Source organism: Litchfieldella rifensis, assembly GCF_042646605.1.
GTDB classification, from domain to species: domain Bacteria; phylum Pseudomonadota; class Gammaproteobacteria; order Pseudomonadales; family Halomonadaceae; genus Litchfieldella; species Litchfieldella rifensis.
Window position 1 is genome coordinate 41,638 of sequence record NZ_JBHRUG010000001.1, and the last position, 21,334, is coordinate 62,971.

The following is a 21,334-nucleotide window of genomic DNA, read 5'->3' on the forward strand; positions in this document are numbered from 1 at the left end:
GGCTTCTAGCCCAGGTCGCCGCCCGCCACCGGCACCACGGTCCCGGTGACGTAGCTGGCGTCGTCGGAGGCCAGGAACAGGATCGGGCCGACCTGCTCGTCCAGGGTGCCGTAGCGCCCCATGAAACTGGTGGCCTTGGTCTGGTCGATCAGGGTCTGGTACCAGGCCTTCTCCTGCTCAGTCTGTTCGGAGGCGTTGCGAGGCGTCTTGCGCGACGGTGCCTCGGTGCCGCCCGGCGCCGTGGCATTGACGCGGATGCCGTGCTCGGCGTACTCGAAGGCCAGCGCCACGGTCATGGCATTGACCCCACCCTTGGCTGCGGCATAGGGCACACGCATCAGGCCACGGGTGGCCACCGAGGAGACATTGACGATATTGCCCTTGCTCTCCAGCAGGTGCGGCAGTGCCGCGCGGCAGCACCACAAGGTCGGGAACAGTGAGCGCCGCACCTCGGCCTCGATCTGCTCGGGCGTGTAGTGTTCGTAGGGCTGGGCCCAGATGGTGCCGCCCACGTTGTTGATCACCACGTCGATGCGACCGAAGCGCTCGCGGGCCCGGGTCATCACGCTCTCTGCGCCTTCCCAGGTCTCCAGGTCGGCCTGCAGGGCGATGGCCTCCATGCCCTGCGCCTCGAGTTCGGCGACCACCTCCTGGACGTAGTCGGCACGGTCCACCAGCACCAGGCGGGCGCCCTCGGCGCCGGCCCGCTCGGCGACCCGCTGCCCGATGCCCTGGGCGGCGCCGGTGATCACCATCACCTTGTCCGTGAAGCGGTTCATGCGGCCTCCCCCACCTGGTTCGGTGTGAACTTCTCGTAGTGGAAGCTCTGCGGCACGATGCCCTCGGCGTCGAAGTGCTTGAGCACGGCGTCGACCATGGGAGGCGGCCCGCACAGATAGACGTCCACGTCACCGTCGTGCATCACCGCGGCGTCCATGTGGTGGGTCACATAGCCCTTGCGCGGATTCCGGCTTCCCTCATCCACCACCACCGTGGTGTACGTGAAGCCCGGCAGCCGTTCGGCGAAGGCGTCCAGGGCGTCGGTCTTGACCAGGTGATCGTCCTTGTTGACGCCGTAGATCATGTGGATCGGGACGTCGCAGCCCTTCCCTTCTTCCCGTTTCTGGACCAGTTGCTCGAGCATGGAGAGGAAGGGCGCCAGCCCGGTGCCACCGGCCAGCATCAGCACCGGGCGTTTCACCTCGCGCAGGTAGAAGCTACCGAGGGGCCCGGTCAGGGTCAGGCGATCGCCCACGGCGGCCCGCTCGGTCAGGTAGCCGCTCATGACCCCGTTCGGGATGTTGCGGATCAGGAAGGTGGCACGCTTCTCCCCCGGCAGCGAGCTGAAGGAGTAGGAGCGGTGCGCCCCGGCACCCGGCACGTCGATGTGGATGTACTGGCCGGGCAGGAAGGCCAGGCCATCATCGTCGTCCAGGTCCACGGCCAGCTCGATGCTGTCCTCGGAGAGTTGCTCGACCATGGCCACGGTGCCCTCAATCTTGCCCACCGCGGTCTTGCACAGGGTGGAAGCCACCGGCACCTGGATGACGCAGTCCGAGGACGGCACCATCTGGCAGGTCAGCACCTGCCCTTCGGCGGCTTCCTCGTCGGAGAGCGCCTCCTCCAGGTACTCGTCCCCCATGTCGAAGGCGCCCTGTTCGCAGTGTCCCTTGCAAGTGCCGCAGACACCGTCGGAGCAGTCCATCGGCAGATTGACCTTCTGCCGGTAAGCGGCATCGAGCACCGTCTCCCCTGCCTTGCAGCCGATGAAGCGGGTGACGCCGTCCTCGAAGTTGAGGGCAATAGTGTAGCTCATGGTCGTTCTCCTCCCCCCGGATCAGACGTGGTAGACGTCGATGACCTGGTGGATATAGTCGTTATTCAGCACCACCTTCTTGTAAGTGATCAGCGGCGCGTCGCCGGACACGTCCAGGGTGTAGAAGGATGTGCCGAAATAGGCATTGGTCTGCTGGTAGCGGTGGCTCAGGGTGTGCCAGTTGAAGCGGAGCGTCACCGTATCGCCCTCCTGGGAGAGCACTTCCAGGTTCGAGACCTGGTGCGTGGTGCGCGGCTCGGGGATGCTGGTCGCCCCGGAGCGCTCGGTCTTGATGCGGTAGACCCGGTCCTCCAGTCCCTCGCGGCTGGGGTAGTAGATCAGTGAGATCTCGCGCTGCGGATCCTCGGTCAGACGATCGTCGTCATCCCACGCCGGCATCCAGAAGGTGACGTCCTTGCGGTAACACTCGAGCCACGCGTCCCACTCGCGGTCGTCGAGCAGGCGGGCTTCACGATAGACGAAGGCCTGAATGTCGAGATAGTTCATGCTCATGATGGGCTCTCCCCTTGAATACAGTCGCGGTGACGCTTAGGCGGACGCAGTGGCGATGAACTGGCGGCGTTCCTTGTCGATGGCACGCAGCATCTCCGCGACCCAATGCTTGTGATGCATCACGTAGAGGCCTTCGTCCTCGGGTGAGGCACCGCTGAGCAAGGGGTTCATGTCGATGGCGCGGGCGTTGTCGTCGGGCCCCTCGATCCATTGCTTGGCGCCGCGCGAGAGATCGTTCCATTCAGCATCCAGGCCGGCGTAGCCGTTCTGGCAGGCGCGGAACTCTTCCAGGTCGTCCGGGGTGCCCATGCCACTGACGTTGAAGAAGTCTTCGTACTGGCGGATACGCAGCGCGCGGCTTTCTTCCGACTCACCCTTGGGGGCGAAGCAGTAGATGGTGACCTCGCTCTTGTCCACGGCGATGGGGCGAATCACACGGATCTGTGTAGAGAACTGATCCATCAGGTAGACGTTGGGGTAGAGACACAGATTGCGGGTCTGGTTGACGATGGAGTCGGCCCGCGCCTCGCCCAATTCCTGCTCGAGCCAGTCCTTCTGGGCATAGACGGGGCGCACCTCGGGGTTGAGCAAGCGCGTCCACAGCATCATGTGGCCGTTCTCATACGAGTAGAAACCGCCCAGGCTCTTCGACCAGCCGTTGGCGTCCACCGCCTTGGTGCCACCGGCATCGTAGTTGCGGCGCTCCATGGTCGAGGCGTAATTCCAGTGCACCGTGCTGACGTGGTAGCCGTCGGCCCCGTTCTCGGCACCCAACTTCCAGTTGCCGTTGAACGTATACGATGACGTGCCGCGCAGGATTTCGAGGCCTTCCGGCGCCTGTTCGACGATGTTGTCGATGACCTTGGTGGTCTCGCCCAGGTACTCCTCGAGTGAGGCGACATCGGCGCTCAGGCTGCCGAACAGGAAACCACGGTAGTTCTCGAAGCGGGCAAGACGCTTCAGGTCATGAGAGCCGTCCTGCTTGAAGCCGTCGGGGTAGGCCCCGGTCTTCTCGTTCTTGGCCTTGAGCAGCTTGCCGTCGTTCTTGAACGACCAGCCGTGGAACGGGCAGGTGAAGGTACCTTTGTTGCCGCGCTTCTTGCGACACAGGGTGGCGCCGCGATGGGCGCAGGCGTTGATCAGGGCGTGCAATTCACCCTGCTTGTCGCGGGTGATGATGACAGGCTGGCGCCCCAGGGTCACGGTCATGTAATCGCCCGGCTCGGCCACCTGGCTTTCGTGGGCCAGGAACAGCCAGTTGCCCTCGAAGATGTGCTTCATTTCCAGCTCGAAGAAAGCCGGGTCGGTGAACATGCTGCGGTGGCAGCGGAAGATGCCGTTCTCGGGGTCGTCGACGACGGCACCGCGGACGCGTTGTTCGAGTCGATCAAGCTGTGCGGTCATGATCCAAACTCCTCGGTTGTTGTCGTGGTGGCCCCACTCATGCCGGCCCTGGCAGTCAGGGGCATCGATAAAGCGGAACGTCTCAGACCTTGGCCTGGCTCGCCGCTTCCTCGCTTTCCAAGGCGCGCGGGCGCTTGTGGCGGTGCTGCAGCTCGGGGGCGTCGGTCCTGGCCAGCTCGACGTCGAACACCACCTCGGTGAAAGGCCCTTCCAGGCCGCGCTTGTCGGCCTCGGCGGGGTCCTCGATGCGCTTGCCCTCGATCACCAGCTCCTCTCGGGTGGCGAAGGCGAAGTCGTCGAAGGTGTAGGGGTCGTCGGCCAGGTTGATCTGGGTCGTCAGGTGCTTGTGACCCGGCGCGGAGATGAAGTAGTGGATATGCGCCGGACGTTGACCATGACGACCGAGCAGCTTGAGCACCTGGTCGGTGGCGCAGCCTTCCGGCACGCCGTAACCGGAGGGGATGATGCTGCGCGCGGTGTAGCGACCTTCGCTGTCGGTGATGATGGTGCGGCGCAGGTTGTACTCGGACTGCGACGGGTCGAAGAAGGAGTAGCCGCCCTTGGAGTCGGCGTGCCAGATCTCGACCTTGGCGCCGGCGACCGGCTGGCCGTCGACATCACGTACCTGGCCGGTCAGCCACATTACCTCGGCGTCACTATCGGTGCCGTCGTCCATGCGTGCGAAGCCCTCGGCCTCCGGAGCGCCAGCGACATACAGTGGGCCTTCGATGGTGCGCGGAGTACCGCCGCTCAGGCCACGCTGCTTGTCCTCGGCGTCCATGCGCATGTCCAGGTAGTGGTCGAAGCCCAGGCCCGGGGCCAGGAGGCCGAACTGGGTGCCCTCGCCCAAAGCGTTGAGCACGCTCACCGAGGACCAGAACTCCTCGGGGGTGACGTCGTAGTCGTCGACCAACCGGTACAGATCGGACAGTAGGCGGTGCATGATCTGCTTGCCGCGCTCGCTGCCGCCGTCCTGGTCGAAACCGGCCACGGTCTTCAGGAAGTCCTGCACTTCAGGGGTATCGAAGATCTTGACGCTCATGGTGTTACCCTCATCGTTGTCGTTATGCCCACTCACCGTGGGGCTGGCGTGTCGTTGGAGTCAGCGATCGCCGTCGCGGATGGAAGACGGATGGCGACACAGCGGCTTGACGCTGATTTCCATGTAGGGGAAGAGCGGCAGCTTGCTGACGATCTCCTGCAGCTCGGCGTTGTCCTCGACGTCGAAGATGCTGACGTTGGCGTAGCTTCCCGCCACCCGCCACAGATGACGCCACTTGCCGGTACGCTGGAGTTCCTGCGAATAAGCCTTCTCGGTTGCCTTGATCTCGGCGGCCTGCTCGGCCGGCATGTCCGGCGGCAGCTTGACGGTCATTTCCACCTGAAACAGCATGTGTCTCTCCTCCTCAGTCTCTGCGCGACTCGTTATTTGCGCGACTCAGTTTTTTGCGTGCTCAGTTTTTGCGTGCATAGTGAGCCAACTTGTCTTCATCCAGGGTGATGCCAAGCCCTGGCCCTTGCGGCAGGTCGACGCCGAAATCGTGGTAGGTCAGCGGCTCGACGACGATGTCGTCCTTGAGCAATAGCGGGCCGAACATCTCGGTGCCCCAAGCCATATCGCCCAGCGTCGCCCAGGCATGCAGCGAAGCGGCGGTACCGATGGTGCCCTCCAGCAGGGTGCCGCCGTAGAGACCAATGCCTGCGGCCTGGGCCACATGAGCCAGTTCGAGAACCCCCTGCAGCCCGCCGGACTTGGCGATCTTCAGCGCATAGGCGCCACTGAAGCCGCGTGCCGCCAGCGTCAGGCCATCGCGGGCGTCCTGCACCGCCTCGTCGGCCAGCATGGGCACCAGGAAACGCTGCGAGAGACGCACCAGACCGGCGTGTTCGCGAGCGGGGATGGCCTGCTCGACCAGGTCGATGCCGGCATCCTGCAGTGCGGCGATGCCACGCACGGCGGTGGCCTCGTCCCAGGCCTGGTTGACGTCGACCCGCACGCTGGCCCGGTCGCCGAGCGCGGCCTTGATATCGGCCACGTGGCGCACGTCATGGTCCACGGCGTTGGCACCGATCTTGAGCTTGAAGTCGCAGTGACGGCGATCCTCGAGTCGCTGGAAGGCTTCGTCGATGTCCTTGCGGGTATCGCCGCTGGCCAGCGTCCACAGCACCGGCAGGTGGTCATGACGCGCCCCACCCAGCAGCTCGGCCACCGACAGTCCCAGGCGCTTTCCCTGAGCGTCGAGCAGTGCGGTTTCCAATGCCGACTTGGCGATGCTGTTACCCCGCGCATGGCGCTCCAGCCGAGCGCGCAGCGCATTGAGATTGCCCGAAGGCTGACCGATCAGCAGCGGCGCCAAATAGGTGTCGATGTTGCGCTTGATGCTTTCCGGGCTTTCGGGGCCATAGCTCAGCCCACCGATGGTGGTGCCTTCGCCCAAGCCCTCGATACCGTCGCTATGGCGCATACGCACGATGACCAGGGTCTGGCGCGCCATGGTGGTCATGGAGAGCTTGTGTGGACGGATGGTCGGCAGGTCGACCAGCAGCGTCTGGATGGTTTCGATCACGGATGACATGCGGGCTCCGAATTTCGCCAATCGGGTGATGTGAGTGGCAGTTTGATTGCAGCGAGAAGACGGAACCAATATTGTTTGAGTGCCCAGCCATACCCTGGAGGTATCATGGAGCTGCGACACCTGCGGTACTTCTGCGTCGTCGCCGAGGAGCTGAACCTGACCTGCGCAGCCGAGAGACTGCACATGTCGCAGCCCCCTTTATCCCGACAAATCAAACAATTGGAGACGGAAGTCGGTGCCGACCTGTTTGAACGGGGACCCCGGGGACTGCGCCTGACCGCCACGGGACAGTTCTTCCAGCAGCATGCCCTGCAGATTCTCGAAAAAGTCGATGCCACCCTCGAGGCCACGCGGCGCATGGCGCGCAGCAAGCGCATGATGTTCGGCATCGGCTTCGTGCCATCGGTGTTCTACGGCCAGTTACCGTTGCTGGTAAGGGGATTGCGACAAAAGGATAATGTTGAGCTGACCCTCGCGGAGCTAACCACGGTCCAGCAGATCCAGGCACTCAAGGCAGGACGCATCGACCTGGGCTTCGGCCGCCTGAGAATCGACGATCCCGACGTGGAGCAGGAAGTGCTGTTCGACGAACCGCTCATGGCCGCGCTACCGGTCGGCCACCCCTTGGAGGGAACTACGCCAACGCTGGAAGATCTGGCCCGCTACCCACTGGTCCTGTTTCCTGCCAAGCCTCGCCCCAGCATGGCCGATAACATCCTCGGGCTGTTTCGCCGCCACGGCTTGAAAGTCAACGTGATGCAGGAGGCCAACGAGTTGCAGACCGCGCTGGGACTCGTGGCCTCCGATATCGGCATCACCCTGGTGCCGGAACAGGTCAAACGCGTGCAGCGCGACGGCATCGTCTACGTTTATCTCGCCGACAAGAGCTTCACTTCGCCGGTGATCTGCAGCCGACGCAAGGGCGAGGTTCCCTCCCCCATCATGCAGGACGCCAACGCCATCCTCGAGGTCCTGGTGGAGAACCGCAGAAGCGGGCGCTATCCCTGAGGCTTTCCTGTCCGGGCGATTCATGCCCGCCCTCCAGCACAACGCCCTCACGACGAGGTGGCGTGGCGGTCGGTCCAGTACCAGCTGAACGCCATGGTCCCCGAGACCACCACCGCAACCACGGCCAGCGACCATCCGATGGGAATGGTGTACCAGTGCTCGATCAGCAACTTGATGCCGATGAACACCAACACCAGCGCCAGACCGTAATCCAGCAAGGAAAAGCGCTCAGCCAGACCGGCGAACAGGAAGTACATGGCGCGCAGCCCCAAGACCGCGAAGATGTTGGATGTCAACACGATGAAGGTGTCGCGGGTGATGGCGAAGATCGCCGGAATGCTGTCCACCGCGAAAATGATGTCGGAGATTTCCACCATGATCAGCACCACCAGCAAGGGAGTTGCCCAGCGCTTGCCCTGCTCCTTGATGGTAAATCGGTTGCCGTGCAGGGACCGGGTGATACGAAGATGGCCACGCATCCAGCGCAGCAAACGATTGTTCTCCACATTCGACTGCTTGTTCGCGCCCCAGGCCATCTTCACCCCGGTGAAGACCAGGAAGGCACCGAACACATAGAGGACCCATTCGAAGTTTCTGACCAGCCAGGCCCCGATCAGAATGATGACGATGCGCAGCACCACGGCACCGAGCACGCCGTAGATCAACACCCGACGCTGGAGTTCCGGGGAGATCCCGAAAAAGCTGAACAGCGTCAGCCAGACAAAGACGTTATCGACGGACAGGGACTTCTCGATCAGATAGCCGGTGAGAAACTCGGTGGCCTTGCTGTTGGCCATCGTGATGTCCTGGGTGGTGTACAGGTAGGCCCACAGCCCGGCACCGAACAGCAGCGACACCAGCACCCACACGGTCGACCAGGCAGCGGCCTCCTTCATCGACACCTTGTGGGTGTCACCCCGCATTAGCAGGTCCACGCCCAGCATGGCCAGCACGAGTAGTGCGAAGACTCCCCACAGCCACCAACTCTCGCCCATGTTCATTCCTGCGAGCCTCCCCGTCGAACGGCTTCCCATAGCATGCCGTCGCGCGATGAGCGCGACGACCCTCTACCGAGCGACATCGATCCTGCCCAGCCGGTTTCATTCCTCGCCCAGGTTTTGTGTTCTGCAATGCAAGAGTGTCCATCCATCACTTCCCGCGGCGGTTGAGCTTGCTCGGCGCGGTATCGTTCCCACCGCAACACCGGGCCGATGCCGCTGTCATAGATAATTGGCATCTATAAAGCGCTATGGATCACTACCGAAGATGCCAGCCTAGGGAAGGACCTATCGTGAGAGTCATCAAGCCGTTGTCTCGGTTCAGGGCAACAGAACCCGACACCACAAGGCGACGCCTGGGATGGGCCGCCTGGTTTGTCTTTGCCAATGTGCCTATCGCCTGGCTAATCGCCATTCGCTTTTTAAGCTGGATGTCCGTTCCCGACGTCATGACTGGCTTATACCTGGGATTGGTCTATATCGCACAGTTTACCTTGTTGGCATGGTTGCCCGGGTTATTTCTGCTGTCTCTGGCACTGATAGTACCGCGAAGCTGTCTGATTCTAATATGTATTATCGTTGCCACTCTGGCGCAGGGTTTGCTGATTACCGACACGCTGTTCTATAGCTTGTATCGGTACCACTTATCGGGGTTCATGTTTGAAGCACTCATCAAGGCCGGAGATCATACCTTCGAATTTTCATGGCAGATCTGGCTGACAGCCGCGCTAACCCTATTCACGCTGTTATTGATAGAAGCCGCAATCGCCATCGGCCTAACGCGTAAACGCCCCAGGGTGTGCTGGTTAGGGGCTGCATTCGTTGCATTTTTCTCGACACAACTGGCCGCCCACAGCTGGCATGCCTGGGCCGATGCCACCTACGATATCCGCATCACATCACTGACCCGGCATGTGCCGTTATATTACCCCGTAACGGCGAATCGGTTTTTGCATGGCCAAGGATGGGTAAGAGCACAAGCCTCACGCAAGGAGAGCCGGGTTCGCGAGTTGACGAGCTTCCGCGCCAGTGACGGGCTCAACTACCCTACCCGGCCTTTGGCGTGTCAGCCACCTCAAACCCGCCCCAACGTGTTGATGATTGCTGTGGATACATTGCGAGCCGACATGCTCGATCCACGCTGGATGCCGAACGTCTCAGAATTTGCCGATGAGACAAGTCAAATATTTACCAACCATTATAGTGGGGGGAATTCAACCAAGGCGGGCGGCTTCAGTCTGTTTTATGGGCTTCCCCCCACCTATTGGGATATCTTCGAGACGACACAAACGCCTCCAGCATGGATCGCGCGGCTGCAAGAACTTAACTACGAAATCAAGATCCTCTCCGCCGGCACGCTGATCAGCCCTGCACTTCACCGTACCGCTTTTGCCAGCATCGACGGGATTCGCCTCACTCCCCCCGGTGAGGAAGCCTGGCAACGAGACCAGCTTATCACTGACGACTGGCTGAATTTTACCGCTCAGCGTGGGGCCGATGCCGAACCGTTCTTCGGTTTTCTGTTTTATATGTCTGTCCACGGTTACAGCGTGCCGCCTGACTTTCCCAGGATCGAGCCCTACTGGGAAACCATCAACCACCTTGCACTCGACCAGGACTTCGATCCCACCCCCTACTTCAATCGTTACAAGACCGCGACTCGCTATGTCGACCAGCTCATTGGTCGAGTACTGAATGATCTCAAACAACGCAAGTTACTTAAAAACACCATCGTCATACTGACCTCCGACCACGGCGAGGAGTTTAACGACAACGGCAAAAACTATTGGGGTCACGGCAGCAATTACAGCGATGCTCAATTAAAAGTGCCAATGGTCTTATACTGGCCTGGCAAACCACCTTCCAAAATTACGCGCCGCACTTCCCATACCGATATACCTTCAACGCTAATGCAATCCGCACTGGGATGCCCACGGACCCCAGCGAGAGCCTATTCCATTGGAAGCAATCTATTTATACCGGATGATAAGGAGTGGATGATTGCTGGCAGCTACATAGATCATGCAATTGTCACCAAAAAGCACTTGTTCGTCACTTACCCTACTGGGCAATATGAGATCATGGACAAATCACTAAACCCCTCCAAAACAAATTTTCCTCCAGAAACCATGCTTAGAGACTCCCAGAAGGCCTTATCAAGATTTTACAATCATAGGAACAAGTAAATATTGAGCCTCTCCAGGCCCCGTCCAAACCAACCCTCAGGCCCCTTTTCCAGGCCCGGATCAGTGACACAAATGGGTAAATTGACCGGCAGTGTCCGGTGATAACTGAGTATTTTGGCTAATATCGGTTTGTTAGGATTTACCTTCATCAAGCCCCACAGCATGACGGACTGGCGAAGCCTAGGCGTTTTTGACGAACTCTTGAGGTGCAGCATCAGGATCGACATCAGCGCTTGACGGCCAATGCCGGCGTGCCAGTTTTTGGCAAACTGTATCGGTCAGCGATACATGCCAGATGATTTGAAATGGATAGTTCGGTCAGGTGTGGCGGCATTGGCCGTATCGGCACCGGCTCCGAAAGACAACTCCTTCATACCGTAGAAGTCGATGATCTCGATTTCCTTGCCAGTGATGCTCACCAAGCCTTGGGCTTCCAGGCGACGGAAAGTACGGCTCATGGTCTCGGGGACCAGGCCAAGGTAATTGGCAAGATCGAGACGCGACATCGGCAGCCGGAAGCGGCTAGCGGACAGGCCCCGGTTGGCGAAGTGCTCCGAGAACTTGAGCAGCATCACGGTCAGGCGCTGCTCGGCCGAGCGGCGTGTCAATAGGTGGGCAGTGCTCTGCTCGGAGAGCAGCCCGCGGCTCATGATACGGACCAGCTGGTGCTGCAGTGCCGGGGTCTGGTCACCCAGGGTTTCCAGATCATTGAAAGGAATCTCGCACACACTGGTCGACTCCAGGGCCACGGCAGTTGAGGGATGACTGCGGGTCAGGATTGCGTCGAGCCCGATGACTTCACCTGGCAGGTGGAAGCCCGAGATATGCTCGTCACCGTTAGCCAGTAGGTTCGTGGTCTTCACCGACCCGGTACGCACCGCGAATATCGAGTTGAAACGCTGCCCCACCCGGAACAGGTACGTGCCCCGTGCCACCGGCTTGCGGCGTTGAACGATGCCTTCCAGCTTGTTGACGTCAGACTGGGCCAGGTTCTCTGGTAGGCACAGGGAGCTCAGGCGACAGTTTCGGCAGTTGTTTTTCGCGTCGCTCAGTGTGGCAATACGGATCATGGCATGTTTCTCCTCAGTCCGGGGCTCCCCGCTCATTATCTACCTATGCTAGATAGAGCTGAGGGCTGCCGCGATAACCCTTTGGAGGTAGCTGGGGTGATATTGTGGGGTAAACGGCTCGGCAACGTGTTCGGTGGACGTCACCCCGGCGATACAGGACATCTCGGCGACGCCGGCATGATCGAGGCGCAGGGCCACCTCGTTGGCCAACTGAGCCACGTCGGAGCAGCCCGAACAGGAATAGATCAGTGCCGGCGGGAGCGGGAGTCGGAGCGGACCATCGAGCCTCCTGCGGTGAGTATGGTCAATGATCTTGCATGGCCAGGTCGCGCAGTCGCCGATCGTCGAGCACGACCAGTTGCTGGCGCTCGACACGGATGAGCCCGAGATCGCGCAACCGGCCCAGCAGCCGCGACAGGGTTTCCGGGGTCATCGCCAGTTGCGCGGCCAGCCAGTACTTGGGGATGGTCAGGCGCACCACCTGGGGGTCCTTCGACCGACCCGACGACAGCTGACGCAGAAGGTAACTGACCAGGCGCGCCATGGCATCGGCCTGGGTCAGCAGCGCCAGATCCTCGAGCCGTTCGGTCAGTTCCAGGGCCAGGCGGCTCATGTATTCCGCACGACAGGCCGGGGCATTCTCCAGGATCTCGCGGCAGTGCGCGGTGGGAATCGCCAGCACATGGGTACGTTGCAGCGCCTCGGCGGAATACAGGTAGGCCCCCTCGCGGGATACCATGCTCAACTCGCCCAGGGTGCCACCGCGTTCCACGCAACGGATGGTGGCCAGGCGTCCATCACCGGCCATCCTGACCAGGCGTACCCCGCCGCTGATCACCACATACAGCCAGTGGGCGGACTCCTGCTGACGAAACAGCCACTCACGCTGAGCGGCGACCTGCACCTGGGCGCTGTCCAGCAAGTCTTCCGCGGTGGGCTCATCGAGGTGCCCCAGCCAGGGCACCTCGGCCACCAGCTCGCGCAGGTAGCGGCGCTTGACCAGGATATCAATCGGTGAATTGTGAAATGGGCAGGAACGCATAGTCGCGACCCTCCTCGACGCTGTCGTTGGCCGCCACCAGCAGTTGCCAGCCCACCAGCGAGGCCACCGGGTTACCGTGCAGGTCTTCGGCCAGCACCCGGTCCAGGGCATTTTCCAGACGACAGGATTCACGTAGGCCGGATGGGGTCGCGGCTGCGATCAGGCGTGCCCGGGCGCTCTCCAGGTCGAGCAGACCGGTGCCGAGCTCGGCGCAACTCATACGCCCTCCTTGGCTGTCGCACTGCTGCCCGGTTGACGGCTGGCACAGTGCTCGGCCTCGGGCAGCACCATGGCGACGAAATTGCACGGTCGGGTGCGCGCGTCGAGCTGCGAGACAAGAATGCCGTTCCAGGCCATGGCACAAGCCCTAGGCGAGCCGGGCATGGCGAAGACCAGGGTACGGTTGGCGACGCCCGCCACGGCCCGCGATTGGATCGTCGAGGCGCCGATGCTGGCGAACGAGAGCTGACGGAACAGCTCGCCGTAGCCGTCGATGGCCTTGTCGAACAATGGCGTCAGCGCTTCCGGTGTGGTGTCACGCGCGGTGAAGCCGGTACCACCGTTGACCAGGATCGCCTGGACGTCGTCGCGGGCGACCCACTGCGAGACCGCGGCACGAATCTGGTAGATGTCATCGGGCACGATGCGGCGCTCGATCAAGTCATGCCCGGTCTCGGTCAGCCGTGCTTCGAGCAGGTCACCGCTGCCATCCTCGGCGAAGCCACGGGTGTCGGAGACGGTGAGCACGGCGATGCCAAGCGGCACGAAGGGTGCGTCTGCAGAAACATGGGCCATCAAGCTCTCCTATTGCATCAGGCTGCTATCGGATTCATCATCGAGAGCGATACCGTCGACACCGGTCCGCGACTCGAGCGCCAGCAGATAATGGCGCAGGACGCGGCGAGTGGCCTGTTCACGCAGCGTGTGGCGGACCCGCTCGGCGACTCGCTCGAAGGGCAACGCATGACCCTCGCGACGTTCGTCGATCACGACCACGTGCCAACCGTAGCGCGAGGCCAGCGGCCGCTCGTGCAGGCCTTCGGGCAGGTGCTGCAGGGCACGGTCGAGTTCGGCGACGGTCTGGCCCGGCGCCAGCCAGCCCAGCTCACCGCCCTCATCTCTCGACGGGCACGCGCTATGACGCTGGGCGAATTCGGTGAAACGCCCGGGTGCCGCCGTAAGCGCCTCGATCAGTTCCTGACCGAGCCGGTACTGGGCATCGCGAGCCTCGGCGTCGTCAGGAGCGGCGGCCAGCAACACATGGCGCACGCGTACCCGACCAGGTTCGCTGAAACGGGTCGGCGCTGCGGCATAGAAACGGCGGCAGTCGTCATCGCTGGGCTCGGGGACGTCAAGCTCCTCTTCGAGCAGTGTGGCGATCACCAGGTCGGTTTCCTCCTCTCCCGTCACGTCCAGGCCGAGTTCCGCGGCACGCTGGCGCAGCAATTCGCGCACCACTAAGGCACGGACCGCCTTGAGCTGGGCGCTGCCGGCGTTGTCCGCCGGGTGGTACTGCATCTCGCGGGCGATGGCCTCTTCACTGATCGTGGCCTCGCCGACCTGGATGGGCGGGGGAATGACGCTCCCCGGCAGTTGTTCGATCTCGATCATCTGCATGGTGTTGTCCCTTATTAGTTCGAAACAATCTCGAAAAACTGAGCGAGCGAAGGCCAGACTAGGCGGGGATCAGTGAAAAAAGCGGAGTTTACGAGTTTGTAAATGAGCATTTTTAAACTGATCCCCAACAACGTATGGCCGAGCACAGCCAGTTTTCAGGCCCGGCGGCGAACAATCTGATACCGCCGCGTTACATACCCGAGCGGTACACTCCACACATGCACCAGACGTGTGAACGGGAATACCAGCACAATGGTCAGGCCGACCAGGATGTGCAGCTTGTAGATCAGGCCAATGCCTTCCAGATGCGCGGCAGCGCCGCCCTGGAAGAACACGATGGACTGGGCCCAGTGGGCGAGCCGGATCATCACGCCGCCATCGAGATGGCCGAGCGCCGGAATGATAGTCGCGAGGCCCAGCGTCACCTGCACCACCAGCAAACCGATGATCAGCGTGTCCATGGGACTGGACGAGGCCCGCACGCGGGCGTTGGTCAGGCGGCGATGGAACAGCATGGCGCCGCCGACCAGGCACATCACCCCGGCGATGCCACCGACCACGATCGCGATCACCTGCTTGGTACCGGCGCTCATGAACGGTGCGTAGACCCAGTGCGGGGTCAGCAAGCCGACCAAGTGGCCGAAAAAGATCGTGATGATGCCGATATGGAACAGGTTGCTGGCCAGGCGCATATGCTTCGACGACAACATCTGGCTGGAACCGGTCTTCCAACCGTACTGGCCGTGATCGAAGCGCAGCAGGCTGCCAATCAGGAAGACACTGCCGGCCAGGTAGGGGTAGAGCCCGAACAGTAATGAGTCGAGATAATTCATGACAGGTCTCCGGTTATCGTTTCTGGGCGGAGCTGGCGGGCTCGAGAATGCGCACCGCCTCGCCCTGGGTCGCCCGCTTGCGCTCGGCCAGCCGTCGCCCCTCGGCGGATTGCAGCGCGCAGTCCTGGTCGGACGCGGCGGAGAAGCGCACCGCCTCCTCCTCCCACACTGCGTCCAGCGCCTGGGGCGTATCGTCGCGCTCCTCCTCGCACACCTTGGAGCGGTAGCGATCGACGTCGGCTTCGGCACCGATCAGTGCCAGAAGCGCCAGCGGTACCCGGGCGTGTTCGGCATCACGCTCTTCCAGCCGCGCAGCGAGCAACGCCAGGATGTGGCGGATCTCGCCCAGCCAGCGGGCGATCTCGGCCTCCGAGCGTGTGGACAGGTACTCGAGGAACAGCGGCAGGTAATCCGGCAGTTCGCGAGCGTCGAGCTCGAAACCGGCGGCCTCGTACTCGGCCAGCAGGTCGACCATGGCCTGGCCGCGGTCGCGCGATTCGCCGTGCACGTGCTCGAACAGCAGCAGCGAGGTCGCGCGCCCCTTGTCGAACTGGGCCACGTACGTGGCCTGCAGTTCGAGCAGATCGGTGTCGGCGATGCGCTGGCACCAGGCCATCAGCTCGGTGCGCAGTACCGCGGACCAGCGACGCTCGGCGCCGAGGATCTCGATCATGTCCCCCGCCGCTTCCTGCAGCTCGGGCGTCGGGTAGTCGAGCAGGCGGGCCAGCACACGCAGGCTGCGCATGCCGACGGGCTCGATTTGCAGTGCCGCCTCAGCCATGACTCACCTCCTCACTCTTGTCATCGCTCTGGGCCTGCGGATCGTAGACGTCGACCGGCTGCACCAGCTTGGTGGTCTGCTTGCGGCCGCCAAACAGGCTCGCCTCGCTGTCGCCGCCATGGCAGCCATTGCCGAAGCTGAAGCCGCAGCCGCCGCGCTCGGGGAAGGCTTCGGTAGCCATCTCGCGATGGCTGGTCGGCACCACGAAGCGGTCCTCGTAATTCGCGATGGCGAGATAGCGGTACATCTCCTCCACCTGGGCTTCGGTCAGGTCCACGGCCTCCAGCACACTGGCATCGGCCTGGCCTTCGACATGCTTGCCGCGCATGTAGACGCGCATCGCCATCAAGCGCTTGAGGGCCAGCACCACGGGCTCCTCCTCGCCGGCGGCAAGCAGGTTGGCCAGGTACTTCACCGGGATACGCAGCGATTCGATCCTGGGCAGCACGCCGTCGTATTCGACGTGACCAGCTTCCGCCGCGGACTGGATCGGCGACAGCGGCGGCACGTACCAGACCATCGGCAGGGTGCGGTATTCGGGATGCAGCGGCAGCGCCAGCCCCCAGTCGATGGCCAGCTTGTAGACCGGCGACGCCTGGGCAGCCTTGATCACGCTGTCGGGGATGCCGTCCTGCTTCGCTTGGGCGACCACCTTCGGGTCGTGCGGATCGAGGAAGATCTCGCACTGGCGGTGGTAGAGATCACGCTCGTCGGCGGAGCTGGCCACTTCCTCGATACGGTCGGCATCGTAGAGCAGCACGCCGAGATAGCGGATGCGGCCCACGCAGGTCTCGGAGCACACGGTCGGTTGACCGGCCTCGATACGCGGGTAGCAGAAGATGCACTTCTCGGATTTGCCGGTCTTCCAGTTGTAGTAGATCTTCTTGTACGGGCAGCCGGAGATGCACATCCGCCAGCCGCGACACTTGTCCTGGTCGATCAGCACGATGCCGTCTTCCTCACGCTTGTAGATCGCGCCACTCGGGCACGACGCCACGCACGTCGGGTTGAGGCAGTGCTCGCACAGCCGGGGCAGGTACATCATGAAGGTGTTCTCGAACTGGCCGTAGATATCGGCCTGGACCTGTTCGAAGTTGGCATCCTTGCGGCGCTTGGCGAACTCGGTACCGAGGATCTCCTCCCAGTTCGGGCCCCATTCGATCTTGTTCATGCGCTCGCCGGAAATCAGCGAACGCGGGCGCGCCACCGGCTGATGATCGCTTTGCTTGGCGGTGTGCAGGTGCTGGTAGTCGAAATCGAACGGCTCGTAGTAGTCATCGATCTCGGGCAGGTCGGGGTTGGCGAAGATGTTCGCCAGCACCCGCCACTTGCCGCCGATACGCGGTTCGATCCTGCCGTCCTTGCGACGCAGCCAGCCGCCCTTCCACTTCTGCTGGTTCTCCCACTCCTTGGGATACCCGATCCCGGGCTTGGTCTCGACGTTGTTGAACCAGGCGTACTCCACGCCCTCGCGACTGGTCCAGACGTTCTTGCAGGTCACCGAGCAGGTGTGACAGCCGATGCACTTGTCGAGGTTGAGGACCATGCCTACCTGTGAACGGATCTTCATTTCACGGCCTCCTGTACGTAGTCATTGCCCTCACCGTCCAACCAGTCGACACGCCCCATCTTGCGCACCATGACGAACTCGTCGCGGTTGGAGCCGACCGTTCCGTAGTAGTTGAAGCTATAGGAGAGCTGCGCGTAGCCGCCGATCATGTGGGTTGGCTTGGGACACACGCGCGTCACCGAGTTATGGATGCCGCCGCGAGTGCCGGTGACCTCGGAACCCGGCACGTTCACGTTGCGCTCCTGGGCGTGGTACATCATCACCATGCCGTTCTTGACCCGCTGGCTGACCACCGCCCGCGCGGCGATCGAACCGTTGGCGTTGTAGACCTCGATCCAGTCGTTGTCCTCGACGCCGATATCCAAGGCATCGTCCTCGGAGAGCCATACCACCGGGCCGCCACGGTTGAGCGTCAGCATCAGCAGGTTGTCGCTGTAGGTGGAGTGGATCCCCCACTTCTGGTGCGGGGTGATGAAGTTCAGCGCCTTGCTCGGGAAACCGTTATCGGCCGGCAGCGTGAAGCCCTTGACCGCCTTGGTGTCGATGGGCGGGCGGTAGACCAGCAGGCTTTCGCCGAAGGCACGCATCCAGGGGTGGTCCTGATAGAACTGCTGGCGGCCACTCACCGTGCGCCATGGAATCAACTCGTGGACGTTGGTGTAGCCGGCGTTGTAGGAGACATGCTCGTCCTCGAGGCCGGACCAGGTCGGGCTGGAGATGATCTTGCGCGGCTGGGCGACCACGTCGCGGAAACGGATCTTCTCCTCTTCCTTGTTCACCGCCAGATGGGTATGGTCGCGGCCGGTGATCTTCGACAGCGCGCCCCAGGCCTTGACCGCTACCTGGCCGTTGGTTTCCGGCGCCAGCGACAGGATCACCTCGGCGGCGTCGATCGCCGTCTCGATCTTCGGGCGGCCCTTGGCCGGCCCTTCCTGCTTGACGTAGTTGAGCTTGCCGAGCAGCTCGATCTCGCTGTCGGTGTTCCAGCTGATGCCCTTGCCGCCGTTGCCGAGCTTGCCCAGCGCCGGGCCGAGCGAGGTGAAGCGCTCGTAGGTGGCCGGATAGTCGCGCTTGACCTCGATCAATGCCGGCATGGTCTTGCCGGGGATCGGCGCGCACTCGCCTTTCTTCCAGTCCTTGACCTCGGGCTGGGAAAGCTCGGCGGGCGAGTCGTGCTGGTGTGGCAGGGTGACCAGGTCGGTCTCCTCGCCCAGGTGCCCCACGCAGACCTGGGAGAAGGCCTTGGCGATGCCCTTGTAGATCTCCCAGTCGCTGCGCGACTCCCACGCCGGATCGGTGGCCGCGGTCAGCGGGTGGATGAAGGGGTGCATGTCGGACGTGTTGAGGTCGTCCTTCTCGTACCAGGTCGCCGTCGGCAGCACGATATCCGAGTAGAGGCAGGTGGTGGACATGCGGAAGTCCAACGTCACCAGCAGGTCGAGCTTGCCCTCGGGGGCCTCGTCGTGCCACATCACCTCTTCTGGCTTACTGCGACCTTCGACGCCCAGATCCTTGCCCTGGATACCGTGACGGGTGCCCAGCAGGTACTTGAGCATGTACTCGTGGCCCTTGCCGGAGCTGCCCAGCAGGTTGGAACGCCAGATGAACATGTTGCGCGGGAAGTTCCGCGGGTCGTCCGGATCTTCCGCAGCAAAAGCCAACTGATTACAAGTCAGTTGGTCCACGACATAGTCGACGGTGGACTTGCCGGCGGCCTTGGCTTCTTCCGCCAGGCGCAGCGGGTTGGTACCGAGCTGCGGCGCGGAGGGCAGCCAGCCCATGCGCTCGGAGCGCACATTGAAGTCGATCAGGCTACCGCTATAGTCGGCCGGATTGGCCAGCGGCGAGAGGATCTCCTTGACGTCGAGCTTCTCGTAGCGCCACTGGCTGGAATGGTTGTAGAAGAACGAGGTGGAGTTCATGTGGCGCGGCGGACGCGTCCAGTCGAGGCCGAACGCCAGCGGTTGCCAGCCGGTCTGCGGACGCAGTTTCTCCTGCCCCACGTAGTGGGCCCAGCCGCCGCCGCTCTGACCGATGCAGCCGCACATCACCAGCATGTTGATCAGCCCACGGTAGTTCATGTCCATGTGGTACCAGTGGTTCATGCCGGCACCGACGATGATCATGCTGCGGCCGCGGGTCTTGTCGGCGTTGTCGGCGAACTCGCGAGCGATACGGATACACTGCTCGGCGGGCACGCCGGTGATCTTCTCCTGCCAGGCCGGGGTGTAGGGCTTGATCTGATCGAAGGTCGTGGCACCGTCGTCCTCGCCCTCTTTCCCAAACCCTCGATCGATGCCGTAGTTGGCACACATCAGGTCGAATACGGTGACCGCCAGCACATCGCTGCCGTCGGCCTTCTGCAGGCGCTTGGCGGGCAGGCTGTGGTACAGCAGCTCGTCTCCCGCCACATGATCGAAATGCTCGTGGGCAATGCCACCGAAGTAGGGGAACGCCACCCTGGCCACATCGTCGTTCTTGTCGGCCAGGCTCAGCAGCGGCTTGATCTCCTCACCGTCGGCATCACGCGACTCGAGATTCCACTTGCCCTGGTTGCCCTCCTTCTCGCCGCTATTTTCACCCCAACGGAAACCGATCGAGCCACGTGGCACGACGAGTCGATCGGACAATTCGTCCCACGCCACGGTCTTCCACTCGGGGTTGTTGTCCTGGCCCAGGTTGGCGGCGAAGTCGCTGGCACGGAGCTGCTTGCCGGGTACGAAGCTGCCGTCGTCACGCTTCTCGAGCTCGACCAGGAACGGCATGTCGGTGTAGCGACGCACATAGTCGGTGAAGTAGGCGCTGGGCTTGTCGAGGTGGAACTGCTTGAGGATCACATGGCCCATGGCCATGGCCAGTGCGGCGTCGGTGCCCTGCTTGGCAGAGAGCCATTCGTCGGTCAGTTTGGAGACCTCGGCATAGTCCGGTGTGATGGACACGGTCTTGGTGCCCTTGTAGCGCACCTCGGTGAAGAAATGAGCGTCGGGGGTACGGGTCTGGGGCACGTTGGAGCCCCAGGCAATGATGTAGCCGGAGTTGTACCAGTCGGCGGATTCGGGCACGTCGGTCTGCTCGCCCCAGGTCATCGGCGAGGCTGGCGGCAGGTCGCAGTACCAGTCGTAGAAGCTCATGCACACGCCACCGATCAGCGACAGGTAGCGGCTGCCCGCGGCGTAGGAAACCATCGACATGGCCGGAATCGGCGAGAAACCGAGGATGCGGTCGGGTCCGTACTGCTTGGCGGTATAGACGTTGGAAGCGGCGATCAGCTCGTTGAGCTCGTCCCAGTCGGCACGCACGAAGCCGCCCATGCCGCGGGCGCGCTTGTACTGTTTGGTCTTGGCCGGGTCCTCGACGATCGACGCCCAAGCCTCGACCGGATCGCCCTTCTCCCGCTTCGCCTCGCGCCACAGCGCCAGCAGCGGCTTGCGGATCATCGGATGCTTCAAGCGGTTGGCGCTGTACAGGTACCAGGAGTAGCTGGCACCCCGCGGACAACCGCGCGGCTCGTGGTTGGGCAGGTCGGGGCGGGTGCGCGGGTAGTCGGTCTGCTGGGTCTCCCAGGTGACCAGGCCGTTCTTGACATAGATCTTCCAGCTGCATGAGCCGGTGCAGTTCACCCCGTGGGTGCTGCGCACGATCTTGTCGTGTTGCCAACGGGCGCGATAACCGTCTTCCCAGGCGCGGGATTCGTCGCGAACCTCACCATGGTCGTTGGCGAAGGGCTCGCGCGTCTTGCGAAAGAAATTCAGCCGGTCAATGAAATGACTCATGGTCGATCTCCAGGCTCCTCATCAATGGGCGACCGCTCGAGGCGGCTCCTGATAAGGATTCTGGGAGATCGATCGGCGAATTACTGCCCGGTTACCTCCATATACCCGGGTTCTACCCACAAGGGGATAGAGGCCCGTGTCATGCGG

General features: G+C 62.4%; 20 protein-coding genes. 2 read left to right on the forward strand and 18 right to left on the reverse strand.

Annotated features, from left to right (window positions below):
* Nucleotides 1–5: 5 nt before the first annotated feature.
* The 7 genes from benD to ACFOEV_RS00215 form a co-directional block, all read right to left on the reverse strand.
* Nucleotides 6–779: a benzoate diol dehydrogenase BenD gene (gene benD, locus ACFOEV_RS00185; protein WP_386770374.1), complete on the reverse strand. Its 774-nt coding sequence runs from the start codon at nucleotides 777–779 to the stop codon at nucleotides 6–8.
* Complete coding sequence (gene benC, locus ACFOEV_RS00190) at nucleotides 776–1,816, reverse strand: benzoate 1,2-dioxygenase electron transfer component BenC (protein WP_386770376.1); 1,041 nt, start codon at nucleotides 1,814–1,816, stop codon at nucleotides 776–778. The genes benD and benC overlap by 4 nt, the downstream gene beginning before the upstream one ends.
* 21 nt (nucleotides 1,817–1,837) lie before the next feature.
* Nucleotides 1,838–2,329, reverse strand: a complete 492-nt coding sequence (gene benB, locus ACFOEV_RS00195) for a benzoate 1,2-dioxygenase small subunit (protein ID WP_386770378.1) — start codon at nucleotides 2,327–2,329, stop codon at nucleotides 1,838–1,840.
* Nucleotides 2,330–2,365: 36 nt separating this feature from the next.
* Nucleotides 2,366–3,733: a Rieske 2Fe-2S domain-containing protein gene (locus tag ACFOEV_RS00200; protein ID WP_386770380.1), complete on the reverse strand. Its 1,368-nt coding sequence runs from the start codon at nucleotides 3,731–3,733 to the stop codon at nucleotides 2,366–2,368.
* 82 nt (nucleotides 3,734–3,815) lie between these two features.
* Nucleotides 3,816–4,775, reverse strand: coding sequence for a catechol 1,2-dioxygenase (catA, locus tag ACFOEV_RS00205; RefSeq protein ID WP_386770382.1), 960 nt, complete (start codon nucleotides 4,773–4,775; stop codon nucleotides 3,816–3,818).
* Nucleotides 4,776–4,835: 60 nt separating this feature from the next.
* Nucleotides 4,836–5,126, reverse strand: a complete 291-nt coding sequence (gene catC, locus ACFOEV_RS00210; RefSeq protein ID WP_386770384.1) for a muconolactone Delta-isomerase — start codon at nucleotides 5,124–5,126, stop codon at nucleotides 4,836–4,838.
* 61 nt (nucleotides 5,127–5,187) lie between these two features.
* Nucleotides 5,188–6,309, reverse strand: a complete 1,122-nt coding sequence (locus ACFOEV_RS00215) for a muconate/chloromuconate family cycloisomerase (RefSeq protein ID WP_386770386.1) — start codon at nucleotides 6,307–6,309, stop codon at nucleotides 5,188–5,190.
* A 105-nt stretch (nucleotides 6,310–6,414) separates the two neighbouring features.
* Here ACFOEV_RS00215 and ACFOEV_RS00220 point away from each other — a divergent pair, with 105 nt between their 5' ends.
* Entirely contained in the window at nucleotides 6,415–7,317 is a 903-nt protein-coding gene (locus tag ACFOEV_RS00220) for a LysR family transcriptional regulator (protein ID WP_386770388.1), read from the forward strand.
* 47 nt (nucleotides 7,318–7,364) lie between these two features.
* Here the strand turns inward: ACFOEV_RS00220 and ACFOEV_RS00225 are convergent, their stop codons facing one another.
* Complete coding sequence (locus ACFOEV_RS00225; protein WP_386770390.1) at nucleotides 7,365–8,312, reverse strand: TerC family protein; 948 nt, start codon at nucleotides 8,310–8,312, stop codon at nucleotides 7,365–7,367.
* Between the two features lie 296 nt (nucleotides 8,313–8,608).
* Between ACFOEV_RS00225 and ACFOEV_RS00230 the strand changes: the two genes are divergently transcribed.
* On the forward strand, nucleotides 8,609–10,501 hold the full coding sequence (locus tag ACFOEV_RS00230) for a DUF3413 domain-containing protein (RefSeq protein WP_386770392.1): 1,893 nt from the start codon (nucleotides 8,609–8,611) through the stop codon (nucleotides 10,499–10,501).
* Nucleotides 10,502–10,779: 278 nt separating this feature from the next.
* Here the strand turns inward: ACFOEV_RS00230 and fnr are convergent, their stop codons facing one another.
* The 10 genes from fnr to ACFOEV_RS00280 all read right to left on the reverse strand — a co-directional run bounded on the left by fnr (nucleotide 10,780) and on the right by ACFOEV_RS00280 (nucleotide 21,187).
* Nucleotides 10,780–11,571, reverse strand: coding sequence for a fumarate/nitrate reduction transcriptional regulator Fnr (fnr, locus tag ACFOEV_RS00235; RefSeq protein WP_386770394.1), 792 nt, complete (start codon nucleotides 11,569–11,571; stop codon nucleotides 10,780–10,782).
* 48 nt (nucleotides 11,572–11,619) lie between these two features.
* Nucleotides 11,620–11,946: a putative zinc-binding protein gene (locus ACFOEV_RS00240; protein WP_386770396.1), complete on the reverse strand. Its 327-nt coding sequence runs from the start codon at nucleotides 11,944–11,946 to the stop codon at nucleotides 11,620–11,622.
* On the reverse strand, nucleotides 11,876–12,613 hold the full coding sequence (locus ACFOEV_RS00245; protein ID WP_386770398.1) for a Crp/Fnr family transcriptional regulator: 738 nt from the start codon (nucleotides 12,611–12,613) through the stop codon (nucleotides 11,876–11,878). Before ACFOEV_RS00245 ends, ACFOEV_RS00240 begins: the two co-directional genes overlap by 71 nt.
* Nucleotides 12,579–12,833 carry a hypothetical protein gene (locus ACFOEV_RS00250; RefSeq protein ID WP_386770400.1) on the reverse strand — a complete coding sequence of 85 codons (255 nt, stop codon included), beginning with the start codon at nucleotides 12,831–12,833 and terminating at the stop codon, nucleotides 12,579–12,581. The genes ACFOEV_RS00245 and ACFOEV_RS00250 overlap by 35 nt, the downstream gene beginning before the upstream one ends.
* Nucleotides 12,830–13,408, reverse strand: coding sequence for a molybdenum cofactor biosynthesis protein B (moaB, locus tag ACFOEV_RS00255; protein ID WP_386770404.1), 579 nt, complete (start codon nucleotides 13,406–13,408; stop codon nucleotides 12,830–12,832). The genes ACFOEV_RS00250 and moaB overlap by 4 nt, the downstream gene beginning before the upstream one ends.
* 9 nt (nucleotides 13,409–13,417) lie before the next feature.
* On the reverse strand, nucleotides 13,418–14,230 hold the full coding sequence (locus tag ACFOEV_RS00260; RefSeq protein WP_386770406.1) for a peptidylprolyl isomerase: 813 nt from the start codon (nucleotides 14,228–14,230) through the stop codon (nucleotides 13,418–13,420).
* Nucleotides 14,231–14,385: 155 nt separating this feature from the next.
* Nucleotides 14,386–15,063 (reverse strand): respiratory nitrate reductase subunit gamma, encoded by a 678-nt coding sequence (gene narI / locus ACFOEV_RS00265; RefSeq protein ID WP_386770408.1) that lies wholly within the window; start codon nucleotides 15,061–15,063, stop codon nucleotides 14,386–14,388.
* A 13-nt stretch (nucleotides 15,064–15,076) separates the two neighbouring features.
* The gene (narJ, locus tag ACFOEV_RS00270; protein WP_386770410.1) at nucleotides 15,077–15,844 is read right to left on the reverse strand and encodes a nitrate reductase molybdenum cofactor assembly chaperone; all 768 of its coding nucleotides are present in this window, start codon (nucleotides 15,842–15,844) and stop codon (nucleotides 15,077–15,079) included.
* Nucleotides 15,837–17,414, reverse strand: coding sequence for a nitrate reductase subunit beta (narH, locus tag ACFOEV_RS00275; protein WP_386770412.1), 1,578 nt, complete (start codon nucleotides 17,412–17,414; stop codon nucleotides 15,837–15,839). The genes narJ and narH overlap by 8 nt, the downstream gene beginning before the upstream one ends.
* A complete protein-coding gene (locus ACFOEV_RS00280; RefSeq protein WP_386770414.1) occupies nucleotides 17,411–21,187 on the reverse strand; it encodes a nitrate reductase subunit alpha in 3,777 nt (1,258 codons plus the stop codon). The genes narH and ACFOEV_RS00280 overlap by 4 nt, the downstream gene beginning before the upstream one ends.
* Nucleotides 21,188–21,334: the final 147 nt, after the last annotated feature.